The organism is Rhizobacter sp. P5_C2 (assembly GCF_054049715.1).
In genome coordinates, this window is record NZ_JBFULV010000074.1 from 1 (window position 1) to 14510 (window position 14510).

Consider the following 14510-nt stretch of genomic DNA (forward strand, 5'->3'; position numbering starts at 1 on the left):
GTCTGCAGCAGCACCGCGTGCGCCGTCGCGGCCAGCACGCGGGCTTCGATGCCGAGCGCCGCGCCGGACACGCCGCGGAAGAAGCCGGAGCCGTCGAGCCGCTCGTCGGCATGCGATGCGAGCTCGGCCTCGTCGGCCAGGCTGCCGATGCGGCGCGCGGCCCGCGCCGTCCAGTACGGCACCAGCCGCAGCCGCTCCATCGCCGATTCGCTCGGCGGGCCCGGCTGGTCCCACAGCGCGTTCGGCACGGCCGCACGGCCCATGCCGTGCACCAGGCTCGCGCGGTACAGCCGCTGGCGCGCCAGCGCCGGCAGGCCCAGGCGCTCGGCGCAGGCGGCGGCCACCTGCGCGACGCGGCGCGAGTAGCCGGTCAACCACGGCAGCTTCAGGTCGATCACGTCGGCGATCAGTTCGAGCGAGGTGGTGCCGATGCCGACCACCGGCGCGGTGTCGACGCAGGCCGGGTCCTGCTCCAGCGTGTGCAGCCAGTCGACCGCATGGCGGCGCACCCCCTCGACCAGCTCGGCGGGGTAGGCCGCATCGGCGCGCGACGCGAGGTAGCTCAGCGCGCGCTCGAGGTCGTAGACGCGGCTGAAGATCTCCAGGTCGCTGGCGGCCGAGACGATGAACACCTCGACCGGGATGTCGGGCGGGCGCAGGCCGTTCGGCTGGCCATGGCCGTCGGGCCGCTCGAAGATGCGGCGCAGCGACAGCTCGACGGCCGGCGGCATGCCGAGCGTGTGCGCGACATCGCCGGACACCTCGCAGTGGATCTGCGCCACCGGCGTCATCGAGCCGGCCAGGTGCGCCGGCAGCCCGGCGGCGAGCATCGCGTGCCGGCCGCCGACGTCGTCGCCCATCAGCTCGGAGAACTCCGGCGCGTTCGCGGTGCAGCCCGACCAGCGCAGCAGCGACACGTAGGCGGCGTTGGAGCAGGCCTCGGCACCGAGGCCGAGCGCCGCGGCGAGCTGGGCGGCGATCCACGCGGTGCGCGCCGAGTGGTCGACCGGCTGGCCCATGCTGAGGTCTCCGACGAAGGCGAGCGCCTTGACAGCATCGAAGACGAGGACCTGGGCGTCGGGCGACGGAGCGGACGTGGGTTGCATCGAAACGGGCATCTGGAAAAAGAAGGGGCCTGCCGCACACGGCAGGCCCGCATCATGCCGCGGTTGCGGCCCGGGTCGCGATCACTTGATGGCCTGCACCGCGTCCAGGATCACCGCCGCCACCTTGGCCGGTTGCGACTGCTGCGGCACGTGGCTGCTGGCGACGCTCGAGACCTTGGCGTTGATCTCCTTGGCCATCGCGCGCTGCTGCTCCGGCACGATCATGTGGTCGGCCTCGGTGACGAGGTACCACGACGGCTTCTGCTTCCATGCCGCGACCGACACCTTCTGCTCGAAGGCCTTCGAATTGATCGGGCCTTGCGTCGCGGTCATCACCGCGGTCGCGGCGGCCGGCAGGTCCTGCGCGAAGTGCTTCGTCATGCCTTCTTGCGTCAGCGACAGGAAGCCGCCACCATCGGCCACCAGGTGGGCGAGGCCCGCGCCCGGCGCGAAGCCCTTGCCGACATCGCCGACCGACTGGCCGGCATCGGGCGCGAAGGCGGCCACGTAGACGAGACCGGCGACCTTGGGGTTGTCGCCCGCTTCGGTGATGACCATGCCGCCCCACGAATGGCCGACCAGCACGACCTTGCCCGGCTGCGCATCGATCACCCGCTTGGCGGTGGCGACGTCGTCGGCCAGCGAGCTCAGCGGGTTCTGCACCGCGACCACGTGCAAGCCCTTGGCCTGCAGCAGCGGCACGACCTTGGCCCAGTCGGAGCCGTCGGCGAACGCGCCGTGGACGATCACGACGCTGGGCTTGCCGTTGTCGGCCGCAGCAGGGGTGGTCGCGCCGGCCGAGGCGGCGACGATGGACGCGGTGAGGCCGAGGGCGGCCAGCTTGACGATGTTCATGGTGTGTTCCCAGGTGTGTTGGCAGAGCACGAACTGTCCGCTCGGCCGGGGTTCGGCACCATCGGACGAACATCCGATGTCGAGGGATGCCTTCGCCAATCATCCATGTCGCTGTCGAATATATTCGACAACACATGGAGGCTGCGCTACCCTTCGGCTCATGTTTCCGAATCACGAACTGAGCAATGCCGTCAAGACGCGGCGGTCCGAGATCGGGCTCAGCCAGACGGCGCTGGCCAAGCTCGCCGGGCTGTCACGCGCGACGGTCAATCAGGTCGAGAACGGTTCGTTCAAGGACTTGAGCCTTCACCGGGCCACGCGCCTGCTGAACACCTTGGGCCTGTCGCTGACCGTCTCACCCGCCCATCCGAAACGCGGTGGTGCCGGCGTCTGGTCGACCTCATCCCTCGACATCGCTGCGCGCTCGGCGAGCGTCAGCTACCGGCGCGTGATGCGCGGATCGCAGCTGAAGGCCATCCTGCTGACAGGCGACCTCCCGGTTCGCTTCGAGCCGCAGATGAACGCGCTGCTCGAAGAAGCGTCGGTGCAGATGCTCGCATCCATCGTCGAGCAGGTCTATGTCGAGGAAGGTGTTCCCCACACCGAGCTGTGGGCGCGCCTGCGCGAACTGGCAGAGCAACTCGGCTGCGTGCGCGATCTATGGGAATGAACCCTCCCGACCTGTCGGCGCCGGGAGTCTGGAAACAGCTCTTCCCGAGCGCGCTGAAGTTGATGGCCCACCTGGAAGCCGAGACCAAGGCGCCCGTCTGGACCTTCGGTGGCGGCACCGTGCTGATGCTGCGTATCCGGCATCGCGAAAGCAGGGACATCGATCTGTTCGTTCCCGATCCGCAGTACCTTGGCTACATCAATCCACGGCTCAGCGATCTGGCCGAGAGCCTGTCCACCAGCTACGAGGAGAACGCCGAATTCATCAAGCTGTTCCTGCCGCACGGAGAGATCGACATCGTCGTCGGCGCCTCGCTGACGAAGCAGCCCTTCGAGCTCGTGCCCTACAAGGGCCGCCAGCTCCGGATCGAGACCAGCGCCGAAATCATCGCGAAGAAGATGTGGCATCGCGGCCATCGGGCCAAGGCGCGTGACCTGTTCGATCTGTGCGCAGTCGCTGAAGCGGAACCTCAGGCGATCGCCGATGCGGCTCCTTTCATGCAACGGCATGGCAGCGCCTTCCTTCAGCAGATCGATGCACGATCGAAGCGCTTGCAAGGAGACTTCGAAGACATCGTCGCGATCGACTTCACCCGTTCATTCGCGGCGTGCGTCGAACGGGCGCACGACATCATCGGCCCCCTCATCGCGAAGCGATAGCCTCAGCGGGGCAACCACTTCAGGAGGTGCTGCACCATGCGCGCCGCCGCGCCGCGGTGCGCGGCCGCGAACGCCCTCGCCTGCGCCGCGCGCTGTTCGCGCTCCGGGCTGTCGAGCAAGGCACACGCCGTGTCGACGCCCGCCGCCATGTCGGCCACGCGCAGCGCCGCCCCGGCTGCTTGAGACAACTCCGCTGCCTGCGCGAAGTTGAAGGTGTGCGGCCCCATCACGATCGGGCAGCCGCAGGCCGCGGCTTCGATCAGGTTCTGCCCGCCCAGCGGCGCGAAGCTGCCGCCGAGCAGTGCCACGTCGGCGGCCGCGTAGTACAGCGCCATCTCGCGCATCGAATCGCCCAGCCACACGTCGGCTTGCAAGGCCTCGGCCGGCGGCGTGTCGCCCCAGCCGCTGCGCCGCGCGAGCGTGAGCCCGGCGCCCTGCACCAAGGCCGCGACCTCGTCGAAGCGCTGCGGGTGCCGCGGCACGATCAGCAGCAGCGGCCGGTTCGCCGCGGGTCGCTTGGTCCATTCGGCCAGCAACATCGCTTCTTCACCTTCGCGCATCACCGCGCCGAGCAGCACCGGCCGCGCCAGCGCATGCCGCCAGGCACGCCCACGCGCAAGCAAGGCCTCGTCCGGCGCCATGTCGAACTTCAAGTTGCCGCAGACGACGACCTCGCGCGCGCCCGACTCGCGCAGCCGCTGCGCGTCAGCCTCGGTCTGCGCCAGCACCAGCGTGATCGCCTCGACCGCCGGCCGCAGCACTGCGGCCAGCCGTTCGCCCTGACGCCGGCTCTTCTCGCTCAGCCGCGCGTTCGCCAGCACCATCGGGATGCCGCTGCCCTGCGCGCGCCGCAGCAGGTTCGGCCAGATCTCGGTCTCCATCAGCACGCCGACGCGCGGATGGAACTGCTCGAAAAAGCGCTGCACCACCCCCGGCGTGTCGTACGGCAGCCAGGCCTGCACGTCACCCTCGCGCAGCAGCGCCTCGCCGGCTTCGCGGCCGGTGGCCGTGCTGTGGGTCAGCAGCAACCGCAGGTTCGGCCGCTCGGCGCGCAGCGCGTCGATCAACGCCGACGCGGCCCGCGTCTCGCCGAGCGACACCGCATGCACCCACACGTCGCCGACCCAGCGCTCGCCGCCGCCATGGTCGCGAAGATCGCGGTAGTCGCCCAGCCGCTCGAGCACCTTGTGCCGGTACAGCGGCTCGGCCCGCCCGCGCAGCCACAACCGCAGCAGGTAGGCCGGCTTCAACGACGCGAGCAGCAGCGAATAGGCCTGCCGCGCCAGCCACTGCCGCCAGGTGCCGGCCGGAACGTCGTGCAAGGGATCCACGGTGCCCGTCATGCGCGCGACGCCGCGCGCACGACCTGCCAGGTGGCCCACACCAGGTCGACCTCGGGTGTCGGCGCGCGTTCGACCGACACCTGGTGCCGATGGCCGTGCGCGACCTGCGGGCCGGTGCGCCACGCCGTCGGGAAGTTGTACAGCTGCACGTGCGGCAGCCCGAGCGCGACCGCGATGTGGCTCAGGCCGCTGTCGACGCCGATCACGCCCTGCGTCGCACCCATGCGGTCGACCAGCGCGTCGAGCGACATCGCCGGCCACACCTCGGCATGCGCGCCGAAGGCCTGCTGCAGGCGCTGCGCCCGCGCAAGTTCGACCGGTCCGGCATGCGGCAGCGCGATGCGCCAACCCGAGCCGATGCAGCGCTTGCCGAAATCGATCCAGTGCTGCTCGGGCCACAGCTTGTCGTCGCGCGAGCTGCCGTGCACGAACACCAGCGTCGGCACCGGCAGCGGCTGCGCATCGGCGCGCAGGCCGAACTGCGGCGGCCCCTGCACGGTGTAGTTCAGCGCCATGCCGGCCAGCTTGCGCGAGCGGTCGAGCGCATGCACGTGCGGCTCCATCGCGAGCGGCTGGTCGATCAGCCAGCGCGCCGGCCATTCGAAGCCCGACCCATCGGTGCGGTTCGCGAGGCCGAAGCTCGGGCCGTCGGCCAGCCGCGCGATCAGCGCCGATTTGGTCAGGCCCTGCAGGTCGAGCACCGCGTCGTAGCGGTGCTGCGCCAGCTGCGCGCGGAACGCGCGCCATTCGTCGCGCACCGGGCGCGTCCACCAGGCGCGGCGCCAGCGGCGCTGCGCGCACTCGATCACCTCGCTGACGCCGTGCACGCGCCGCACCAGCGGCGCGAAGCCCGGCTCGACGACCCAGTCGACGTGCGCATGGCGGTAGACCGCCTGGAGGTCGTGGACGACGGGCATCGCATGCACCACGTCGCCGAGCGACGACAACTTGACGATCAGGACGCGCACGAAGACACGGCCGCGGTCAATGCGCGGCGGCAGCGATCTGCGCGTCGGGCTTGGCAACGCGCAGCGCGGCCATGAAGTCGGTCTCGATGCGGTGCAGCGCCGCCTCGGTGTGGCCTTCGAAGCGCAGCACCAGCACCGGCGTGGTGTTCGACGAACGGATCAGCCCGAAGCCGTCGTCGTACTCGGCACGCAGGCCGTCGATCGTGATGATCTCCTTCGCGCCGGGGAAGCGCGCGCCGTCGAGCAGCTTCTGCACCACCACCTTCGGCTCGCCTTCGTCGCACGGCACGTTCAGCTCGGGCGTGCTGAAGCTGGTGGGCAGCGCGTTCAGCACCTGGCTCGGGTTCTTGCTGCGCGACAGGATCTCCAGCAGGCGCGCCGCGGTGTAGGTGGCGTCGTCGAAGCCGTACCAGCGCTCGCCGAAGAAGATGTGGCCGCTCATCTCGCCGGCCAGCGGCGCCTTCAGCTCCTTCATCTTCGCCTTCACGAGCGAGTGGCCGGTCTTCCACATCAGCGGCTTGCCGCCGGCGGCGCGGATGGTCGGCGCGAGGCGCTGCGTGCACTTCACGTCGAAGATGATGGTGCCGCCCTTGTTGCGCGACAGCACGTCGGTCGCGAACAGCATCAGCTGGCGGTCCGGGTAGATGATGTTGCCTTCCTTGGTGACCACGCCCAGGCGGTCGCCGTCACCGTCGAACGCGAGGCCCAGCTCGGCATCGGTCTCCTTCACGGTGCGGATCAGGTCGGCCAGGTTCTCCGGCTTGCTCGGGTCCGGGTGGTGGTTCGGGAAATCGCCGTCGACCTCGGAGTAGAGCTCGGTCACCTCGCAGCCGAGTGCACGCAGGATGCCGGGCGCCGAGGCGCCGGGGATGCCGTTGCCGGAGTCGACGACGATCTTCATCTTGCGGGCCAGCTTGCAGTCGCCGACGATGCGCGCGCCGTACTCGGCCAGCACGTCCATCGTGCCGGTGCGGCCGGCGGCCACGGTGTAGTTCTCGGCCTCCATGCGCAGGCGCAGCGCCTGGATCTCGTCGCCGTAGATCGCGCGGCCGGCCAGCACCATCTTGAAGCCGTTGTAGTCCTTCGGGTTGTGGCTGCCGGTGACCTGGATGCCGCTGTTGCAGCCGTGCTTGCCGCGCGTGGCGGCCACGTAGTACAGCATCGGCGTGGTCACGGCGCCGATGTCGACGACGTCGAGCCCGGTCGACGCGAGGCCGCGGATCAGCGCGGCGACGAGGCCCGGCCCCGACAAGCGGCCGTCCCGGCCGACGGCCACGGCCTTCTCACCCGCCTTCAGTGCCTCGCTGCCGAAGGCACGGCCCAGGTGCTCCGCGAACGCTTCGTCGATCGTCTTGCCGACGATGCCGCGGATGTCATAGGCCTTGAAGTTGGACGCAGTCACTTGCATTCGGTTTCTCCTGGAGTGGGCGGATTGTAGAGAGGGCCCAGCCCATGCAGCCTTCGGGCCAGCGGGCGTCCTCGACCCGGCCCGCGACATGTCCGAAAACGGCGAGTCCTGCCGCGCAGGGGTTCGATAATCACGCCATGCCCACCTTCGACTCCGATGCCGCCTACCTGGCCATCAAGGCCCGCGATGCCCGCTTCGACGGCCGCTGGTTCGTCGGCGTCACGTCCACCGGCATTTATTGCCGACCGATTTGCCGCGTGCGCACGCCGCGCCGCGAGAACTGCGTGTTCTTCGACACGCCGGCCCAGGCCGAGGCAGCGCGCTTCCGGCCGTGCATGAAGTGCCGGCCCGAGGTCGCGCCCGGCCCGGGCCTCGCGTGGACGGTGATGGATGCATCGCGCACGCTCGCCCGCCAGGCGGCGCACTGGCTGGACCATGCGGCGGCCGAGGAAGAAACGCCGTCGATCGCGGCACTCGCCGCCCACCTGGGCGTCAGCGACCGGCACCTGCGGCGCATCTTCGCGGCCGAACACGGCGTGACGCCGCTGCAGTATGTGCAGACGCGCCGCCTGCTGCTGGCCAAGCAGTTGCTGACCGACACGCGGCTGCCGATCGCGCAGGTCGCGCTGGCCAGCGGCTTTCGCAGCCTGCGGCGTTTCAACGCGGCGTTCGCCGACAGCTACCGCATGAGCCCGACGCGGCTGCGCGGTGATTCGGCCACCGAGACCGTGTCACCCGACGATGGCGTGACGGTCTCGCTCGGCTTCCGCGCGCCCTACGACACGGCCGCGATGCTGCGCTTCCTGACGGCGCGCGCGGTGCCGGGTGTCGAGGCGGTCGAGGCCTGCAGCGTGCGGCGCAGCGTGCGCGCCGGCGTGCTCGGCCCCGAGGCCGGCTGGCTCGAGGCCTCGTTCATCGACGCAACGCCGACGCGCCCGGCCAGCCTGCGGCTGCGCTATGCGCCGACGCTCGCGCGGCACAGCGGCCGCGTCGTGATGGCAGTGCGGCGCTGGCTCGACCTCGATGCCGCGCCGCAGACCATCGACGACGTGCTGCGCGACCTGCCCGGTGCGCCCGGCCTGCGGCTGCCGGGCAGCATCGATGCGTTCGAGATGGCGGTGCGCGCGGTGCTCGGCCAGCAGGTCACGGTCGCGGCGGCACGCACGTTGGCGCGGCGCCTGATCGAGCGCTTCGGCGAACCGGTCGCGACGCCGTGGGATGACGTGCTGCGCTGCTTCCCGGCACCGGCCGTGCTGGCCGCGGCGCCGCTGGAGCACATCGCCGAACTCGGCATCATCCGCAGCCGCGTCGGCGCGATCCAGGCGCTCGCCAACGCCTGGCCCGAGCTGACGCGCCTGCTCGCATTGCCGCACCAGCCCGAGGCGCTGATGACGGCGCTGGCCGAGCTGCCCGGCATCGGCCCGTGGACCGCGCACTACCTCGCGATGCGGGCGCTCGGCTGGCCCGATGCGTTCCCGCCGAAGGACGTCGCGGTGCTGAACGCGATGAAGACCTTGTTCGGCACGCAGAACCAGCGCGAGGCCGATGCACGTGCAGAGGCCTGGCGGCCCTGGCGTTCGTATGCGGTGCTCAGGCTGTGGAACAGCCTGGCGCCCCTTCCGCCTTCTTCAACTTCTTCCGGAGAAACATCATGAGCACTTCCAGCACGCTGAATCGCCGCCTGCAGGCCGCCTGCACCGCGCAGGCCGCGTTCGACTCACCACTCGGCCCGATGCTGCTGGCACGCACCGCGAACGGCGTGGCCGGCATGTGGTTCGACGGCCAGAAGGCGCACCCGGGCGAACTGCCCACGGTGCCGCACGACCCGGACGACCCGCTGCTGAAGGAAGCCGCGCAGCAACTGCGCGACTACTTCGCCGGAACACGCACGCAGTTCGAGCTGCCGCTGGACCTGCAAGGCACGCCGTTCCAGCAGATCGTCTGGCAGGCGCTGCTGCGCATTCCGGCCGGCGGCACCTGCACCTATGCGGCGATCGCGCGCGAGGTCGGCGCGCCGCAGGCGGTGCGCGCGGTCGGCGCGGCGGTCGGGCGCAACCCGGTGTCGGTGATCGTGCCGTGCCACCGCGTGCTCGGCCATGACGGCAGCCTGACCGGCTATGCCGGCGGGCTGCACCGCAAGCAGGCGCTGCTGCAGCTCGAAGGCGTGGATGGCGTCATCGGCCTCCGGGAGACCACGTCTTGAAACGCGCCGATGCGATCGAACTGACCGGGCTCGCCGCGATCTGGGGCGCGTCCTTCCTCTTCATGCGCATGGGCGCGGCCGAGTTCGGCCCGGTCGCGCTGGCCGCCGTGCGCGTCTGGGGCGCCACGCTGTTCCTGCTGCCGCTGCTCGCGCTGCGCGGCCAGGCCGGTGCGCTGCGCGCGCACTGGCGGCCGATCTTCGTCGTCGGCATCACGAACTCGGCCCTGCCCTTCCTGTGCTTCAGCTACGCCGCGCTGTCCATCACGGCCGGGCTGTCGTCGATCTTCAACGCCGCCACGCCGCTGTTCGGCGCGCTGATCGCCTGGGCCTGGCTGCGCGACAAGCTGACGCCCGCGCGCATGGCGGGCCTCGCGATCGGCTTCCTCGGCGTGCTGTGGCTCGCGTGGGACAAGGCGAGCTTCAAGCCCGGCGCGAGCAGCGGCTGGGCGGTGCTGGCCTGCCTGGCGGCCACGCTGCTGTACGGTTTTTCCGGCAGCTTCACGAAGCGCTTCCTGACCGGCGTGCCGCCGCTCGCGGTCGCCACCGGCAGCCAGCTGTCGTCGGCGCTGCTGCTGGCGGTACCGGCGCTGGTGTGGTGGCCGGCCGCGATGCCGTCGCTCACCGCGTGGTCGGCGGCCGCGCTGCTGGCGGTCGGCTGCACCGGCATCGCGTACATCCTGTTCTTCCGGCTGATCGCGCACATCGGGCCGGCGAACGCGCTGTCGGTCACCTTCCTGATCCCGGTGTTCGCGGTGCTGTGGGGCTGGCTGTTCCTGCACGAAAGCTTGACGCCTCAGATGCTGCTGGGCTGCGCGGTGATCCTGCTCGGCACCAGCCTGACGACCGGCGTGCTGAAGCCGCCTGCATGGTTTGCCAGACATTCAGCCTGATTTGCATGGTTTTCCAGTCACTGTATAGTGAAGCATTCATTTTGACGAAAATGAGTGCTTTGCCATGCAAACTGATGTTCCCGGTGCCCCTCTCCCGGCCCAGCTGAAGGCCTTGCGCCGCGCCGGCCGGCGCTCGCTGGTGAGCCTGGCCGAGCGCACCGGCCTGAGCCGGCTGACCGTGGCGGCGGCCGAAGGCCAGGCCGATGCGCGGCTGTCGACGCTGACCGCGCTGTTCGACGAACTCGGCTATGTGCTGGTGCCGGTGCCCAAGCCGCTGCTGGCCGAGACGGTCGCGTTCATCAACAACCAGGGGCAGTCGGTGTCGCTGCCCGCGGGCGTCAGCGCGCCATTGGGCGTGGGGCAGCAGGCGTTCCAGTACCGGGTCGGCAAGGACGCCGACGCCGCCATCGACGACGACGGCGAGGCTCCCTCATGATCCGCAGCGCCAGTCGCACCAGCGACCCCATCACGATGGCCGAGCTGCGGCTGCACGTGCCCGACGCAGCGCAACCGCGGCGCATCGGCTGGCTCTCGCAGGTCGGCGACAACATCCGCGTCTCGTTCGATGACGCCTACGTCGGCGACGCGGCCCGGCCGACGCTGTCGCAGCTGTACCGGGGTGCCGACGAGGCGCAGACCCGCGCGATCCTCGTGGCCGTCAACGACGAGCGCCTGGTGCGCATCGGCCGCCTGCCGGTGTTCTTCGAGAACATGCTGCCCGAGGGCCACAACCGCGACCGGCTGGCCGAGCGGCGCGGCGTCGAGCGCGACGACGAGTTCGAGTTGCTGGCGGCAGCCGGCCACGACCTGCCCGGCGCGCTGGAGGTGCTGCCTGCGCACGAGGTGCCGACCGGCGTGGTCGAGCTGCACGCGACCAAGCGGCTGGAGCCGCTGGAGCCGTCGGCGGTGGCCGCACCGGTCGAAGACGGCTTCTCGCTCGGCGGCTTCGTCACCAAGTTCTCGATGGTCCACCGCGGCACGCGCTACGTGGTGCGCAGCGGCACCGAGGCCGGCGAGGTGCTGGTGAAGCTGCCGTCGACCACCTACCCCGACCTGGTGCACAACGAGGCCTGCTGCTACCGGTTGGCCGAGGCGGTCGGCGTGCGCACGGCCGGTGCAAGCGCGCGGCCGGTGGTCGAACTCGACCTGCCCGGCGTGGAGCTGCCGTTCAGCCACTACCTGCATGTGCCGCGCTTCGACCGCCGGCGCCTGCTCGACGGCCGCACGCAGCGCGTGCACTTCGAGGAGCTGACGCAGGCGCTCGGCATCGACAGCCGCCGCAAGTACCGCGACCTGCCGGCCGCGATGCGGGCCTTGCTGGTGCTGCTGAAGCAGTCGCCGGCGAGCGACGTGCGCGAGCTCGACGAGGTGTTCCGCCGCTGGACGGCGTATGCGCTGATGGGCAACACCGATGCGCACTCGAAGAACTGGGCGCTGCTGTACGAGGACGGCGTGCACCCGCGGCTCGCGCCGGCCTACGACATGGTGTGCGTCGCGGCGTATTTCGACCCGGCCGACCCGCGCGCGCTGTCGCAGAATCGCAAGATGGACGAATCGCTTCGGGCCTGGAACGAGGATGCCGCCGAGGCGCTGGCCAAGGCGGCGGGGCTGCTGGCCTTCAACCGCTTCCGGCGCGTCGTGCGCGAAACGCGGGCGCTGGCGGCGATTGCGTGGCCGGCGTTGTTGAAGGATGCTCCACCTCAGGTGGCCACGACGATCGAATCCCGCCTGTAGCCCGGATGCCAATCCGGGATCGCTTCGGCACGGCCGACCGGAATCGGCGTCCAGGCTACTTCAATCCACTGGCGCGGCAGTCCAGCGGCAGGTGCGGCCCTGGCAAGTCGGTGGCGTTGCGGCCCCCGGCCTTCATCTTGTCCGGCACCTCGGCCGTGCCGCACACCCAGGCGATCGGCACCTGCGGGTAGTCGGCCACCACGGCCGGCCGCAACGTCAGCTTGCGACCGGAGAGATTGCGGTTGGACTGGTTGCCGAAGGTGATGGTGATCGCACCATCGACCACCGACAGCGAGGCCACGTGGTTACCGACGATGCGCTCGGCCGGCGGCAGACCGGCAGCCTCGTTGCTCGCCGGCAGCCGGTGCGTCTTCGCGTAGTAACCCTGGACGGACTGCTTCGCGAAATCGGCCAACGCCAGACCCTCTGCCACCTGCGCGCGGATCACGCGATCCTGCAGCGATGGCACGGCCATCGTGGCCATGATGCCGATGATCGCGATCACGATCATCAGTTCGATCAATGTGAAACCACGCCGTTGCTGTGTGATGTTCATGTCGGACCGTTCAGATGATGGAGCCGAGCTTGAAGATCGGCAGGTAGATGCCAAGCACCAGGATGCCGGCCACCAGGCCCAGCAGCAGGTACAGCGTGAGGATCGCGCCACGCTCGAAGCGCGCCAGCGCGATCTCGAGTTCTTGCGCAGCATCCGCGTTCAACTGCGAAAGTGCGGACGGCAGATCGCCCACCTTCTCCCCCAGGCGAATGAACAGCGGCACGCGCGGCGGCCAGGCCGGCTGCGTCGCAAGCGCCTGGCTGAGAGGATCGGTGCCGTGCACGCCGGCCCCCAGTTGCCGGGCCGCAGCCGCGAGGCGCGGGGTCGGCGTGGTCGCGGCCAGGTGCGCCAGTGCGGCAGCCAAGTCGGTCCGGTCGCCGTGGTGGCGCTGCAGCAGGCCGAGCCCACGCGCAACGAAGCTGGCGTGCCGCAGCCGCGAGACGAACCCGAGTCCGCCGGCTGCGTCGTGGGCCCACCGCTGCACGCGGCGCGGCAATTTGCCGGCCACGGCCAACCCGACGGCGACCAGCAGCAGCGGCAACCACACCCACCAGCCGCTCGACGCCAAGTGGCCGGCAGCAAACAGCCAGCGCGTCAGCACCGGCAACTCGACGCCGAAGCTGTCGTACACCTCGACGAAGGACGGCACGACGAAGATCGAGCCGACCGCGAACAGCCCCACGATGGCGACCGCCACGCAAGCCGGCCAGACCAGCGCGACCCGCAGCACGCTGGCGCTGCGCTGCTGGCGCTCGAAATCATGCGCCAGGCTGTCCAGCGTGTCGGCGAGCGTTCCATGCTGCTCGCCGGCGATGATCCAGCTGACCGTGTCGTCTGCGAACGCTGGTTGTGCCTCACGCAGCGCGGCCGACAGCGGCTCACCGCGCGCCAGCGCCTGCAGCACGCGCAGTGGCTGGACGCCCGCCGCCACGGGTGCGCCCGGGTCCTGCGCGTAGACGTTGGCCACGTCCTGGAGCGACAGCTGGCGCCGCTGAGCACCGGCCAGTTGGCGGAACAGCAGGGCCATTCCGGTGAGATCGAGGTGTTGGAAGGTCATGTCATCGGGGAGAACGTTGGGCAGCGCGTCGGGCGCAGACGGACGGCAGCTGCTCGGGCGCCAGCCCCTGCACCAGCGGCGGCGAGACGGCCGACCAGCCCGCGGCCGGCTCGCGCTGGCCGCACAGCCACAGCATCGTCCAGCCGATGCCGGCGTCGTCCAGGGCCGGACGCAGGCCGAGACGGAACGGTGATCGCCGGGGATCGACCCCGCCACTGACGAGCAGGCTGCTGCCATCGCGCTCGTAGACGAACTGGGTCCGGGCGTTGTCGGCGGCAGCCTCGGTGCGCTCGGATGACGGTATCAGCCGGCCCTGCAGCGCATACGCTTCGACAGCGTCCAGGCGGGCCGTGCCGAGGCCGATCAGGGGCTCGGTCAGGCGCGCCTTGGCCAGAATGGCGGGCACCTGGCTGACGCACACCGCCGAGGCGACAAACACGATGCAGGCGCTCAGCGTCAGGTCCATCGGCAGCGACCGCACGAGCCAGTTCATCGGCAGGTGCCCGGCAGGTACTGGCGCGGCAACAGCACCAGCTCTTTCGGGACCGGGGGGGCGACGCGCCCCGCTGGTGTCGCGGCCGACTGGCAGATCCACGACAAGGCGCCGGTGGGAAGCTCGGGATCGGACACCGGCCGCAACAGCAAGGCCGGGCGGCCCTTCAGCTCCTTCCCCGTCTCGGGCAAGTAGCGCACCGTGATGCTGCCCTCGATCACCTGGATCTCCGACACCCAGGCACCACGCAGCGCCGCAGGCGGCGGAAGGCCGGCCGCCGCGTTGTCGACCGGCAGGCGCCCCCAGCGATCGCGGTACTCGGCGATGCTCTTCTCGACCACCCGCGCCAGCACGAACCCCTCGGCCACGCGGGCTCGCACGGTGTACTGCTGGTAGGCCGGCAGCGCCACCGCGGCCAGGATGCCGATCACCGAGACGACCGTCATCAGCTCGATCAGCGTAAAGCCGCGCACGCGGCGTGGAACGCGCATCGCACTCATCTGCCCCTCCCCCGGTTGTCCTGCTGTTGTGCGGGGGATGATACCGATGCGATCCCGGATTGGCGTCC

Annotated in this window: 16 protein-coding genes; 7 read left to right on the top strand and 9 right to left on the bottom strand. The window is 70.4% G+C overall.

Translation table 11 applies throughout. The features are described 5' to 3' along the window. The coding region (locus tag ACXJLU_RS23430; protein ID WP_457335119.1) for an HD-GYP domain-containing protein at nucleotides 1-1106 on the bottom strand (1106 nt) is incomplete at its 3' end. Between the two features lie 81 nt (nucleotides 1107-1187). After that, nucleotides 1188-1961, bottom strand: coding sequence for an alpha/beta fold hydrolase (locus ACXJLU_RS23435; RefSeq protein WP_457335121.1), 774 nt, complete (start codon nucleotides 1959-1961; stop codon nucleotides 1188-1190). Between the two features lie 160 nt (nucleotides 1962-2121). Between ACXJLU_RS23435 and ACXJLU_RS23440 the strand changes: the two genes are divergently transcribed. Beyond that, nucleotides 2122-2631 carry a helix-turn-helix transcriptional regulator gene (locus ACXJLU_RS23440; RefSeq protein WP_457335123.1) on the top strand — a complete coding sequence of 170 codons (510 nt, stop codon included), beginning with the start codon at nucleotides 2122-2124 and terminating at the stop codon, nucleotides 2629-2631. After that, nucleotides 2628-3290: a nucleotidyl transferase AbiEii/AbiGii toxin family protein gene (locus ACXJLU_RS23445; protein WP_457335125.1), complete on the top strand. Its 663-nt coding sequence runs from the start codon at nucleotides 2628-2630 to the stop codon at nucleotides 3288-3290. Before ACXJLU_RS23440 ends, ACXJLU_RS23445 begins: the two co-directional genes overlap by 4 nt. Before the next feature lie 2 nt (nucleotides 3291-3292). Here the strand turns inward: ACXJLU_RS23445 and ACXJLU_RS23450 are convergent, their stop codons facing one another. The 3 genes from ACXJLU_RS23450 to ACXJLU_RS23460 are packed head-to-tail and all read right to left on the bottom strand — an operon-like array spanning nucleotide 3293 to nucleotide 7009. After that, the gene (locus ACXJLU_RS23450) at nucleotides 3293-4633 is read right to left on the bottom strand and encodes a 3-deoxy-D-manno-octulosonic acid transferase (RefSeq protein WP_457335127.1); all 1341 of its coding nucleotides are present in this window, start codon (nucleotides 4631-4633) and stop codon (nucleotides 3293-3295) included. Then, complete coding sequence (waaC, locus tag ACXJLU_RS23455) at nucleotides 4630-5601, bottom strand: lipopolysaccharide heptosyltransferase I (protein WP_457335129.1); 972 nt, start codon at nucleotides 5599-5601, stop codon at nucleotides 4630-4632. The genes ACXJLU_RS23450 and waaC overlap by 4 nt, the downstream gene beginning before the upstream one ends. A 16-nt stretch (nucleotides 5602-5617) precedes the next feature. Beyond that, a complete protein-coding gene (locus ACXJLU_RS23460) occupies nucleotides 5618-7009 on the bottom strand; it encodes a phosphomannomutase/phosphoglucomutase (RefSeq protein ID WP_457335131.1) in 1392 nt (463 codons plus the stop codon). A gap of 137 nt (nucleotides 7010-7146) precedes the next feature. Here ACXJLU_RS23460 and ACXJLU_RS23465 point away from each other — a divergent pair, with 137 nt between their 5' ends. The 5 genes from ACXJLU_RS23465 to ACXJLU_RS23485 all read left to right on the top strand — a co-directional run bounded on the left by ACXJLU_RS23465 (nucleotide 7147) and on the right by ACXJLU_RS23485 (nucleotide 11836). After that, nucleotides 7147-8664, top strand: a complete 1518-nt coding sequence (locus tag ACXJLU_RS23465; RefSeq protein WP_457335133.1) for a DNA-3-methyladenine glycosylase 2 family protein — start codon at nucleotides 7147-7149, stop codon at nucleotides 8662-8664. After that, nucleotides 8661-9212, top strand: a complete 552-nt coding sequence (locus tag ACXJLU_RS23470; protein WP_457335135.1) for a methylated-DNA--[protein]-cysteine S-methyltransferase — start codon at nucleotides 8661-8663, stop codon at nucleotides 9210-9212. The genes ACXJLU_RS23465 and ACXJLU_RS23470 overlap by 4 nt, the downstream gene beginning before the upstream one ends. Continuing rightward, nucleotides 9209-10102: a DMT family transporter gene (locus ACXJLU_RS23475; RefSeq protein WP_457335137.1), complete on the top strand. Its 894-nt coding sequence runs from the start codon at nucleotides 9209-9211 to the stop codon at nucleotides 10100-10102. The genes ACXJLU_RS23470 and ACXJLU_RS23475 overlap by 4 nt, the downstream gene beginning before the upstream one ends. Nucleotides 10103-10166: 64 nt before the next feature. Then, nucleotides 10167-10538, top strand: coding sequence for a helix-turn-helix domain-containing protein (locus ACXJLU_RS23480; RefSeq protein WP_457335139.1), 372 nt, complete (start codon nucleotides 10167-10169; stop codon nucleotides 10536-10538). Beyond that, nucleotides 10535-11836, top strand: a complete 1302-nt coding sequence (locus ACXJLU_RS23485; protein WP_457335141.1) for a type II toxin-antitoxin system HipA family toxin — start codon at nucleotides 10535-10537, stop codon at nucleotides 11834-11836. The genes ACXJLU_RS23480 and ACXJLU_RS23485 overlap by 4 nt, the downstream gene beginning before the upstream one ends. Nucleotides 11837-11891: 55 nt before the next feature. On the opposite strand, the gene ACXJLU_RS23490 is transcribed toward ACXJLU_RS23485, so the two are convergent. From ACXJLU_RS23490 to ACXJLU_RS23505, 4 genes are read right to left on the bottom strand one after another with little or no spacing between them, the layout of a single operon-like run. Beyond that, entirely contained in the window at nucleotides 11892-12392 is a 501-nt protein-coding gene (locus tag ACXJLU_RS23490; protein WP_457335143.1) for a pilin, read from the bottom strand. 10 nt (nucleotides 12393-12402) lie between these two features. Beyond that, complete coding sequence (locus ACXJLU_RS23495; protein WP_457335145.1) at nucleotides 12403-13449, bottom strand: type II secretion system F family protein; 1047 nt, start codon at nucleotides 13447-13449, stop codon at nucleotides 12403-12405. Between the two features lies 1 nt (nucleotide 13450). Then, the gene (locus ACXJLU_RS23500) at nucleotides 13451-13942 is read right to left on the bottom strand and encodes a hypothetical protein (protein ID WP_457335147.1); all 492 of its coding nucleotides are present in this window, start codon (nucleotides 13940-13942) and stop codon (nucleotides 13451-13453) included. Beyond that, nucleotides 13939-14442, bottom strand: coding sequence for a pilin (locus ACXJLU_RS23505; protein ID WP_073465464.1), 504 nt, complete (start codon nucleotides 14440-14442; stop codon nucleotides 13939-13941). Before ACXJLU_RS23505 ends, ACXJLU_RS23500 begins: the two co-directional genes overlap by 4 nt. Nucleotides 14443-14510 lie beyond the last annotated feature (68 nt).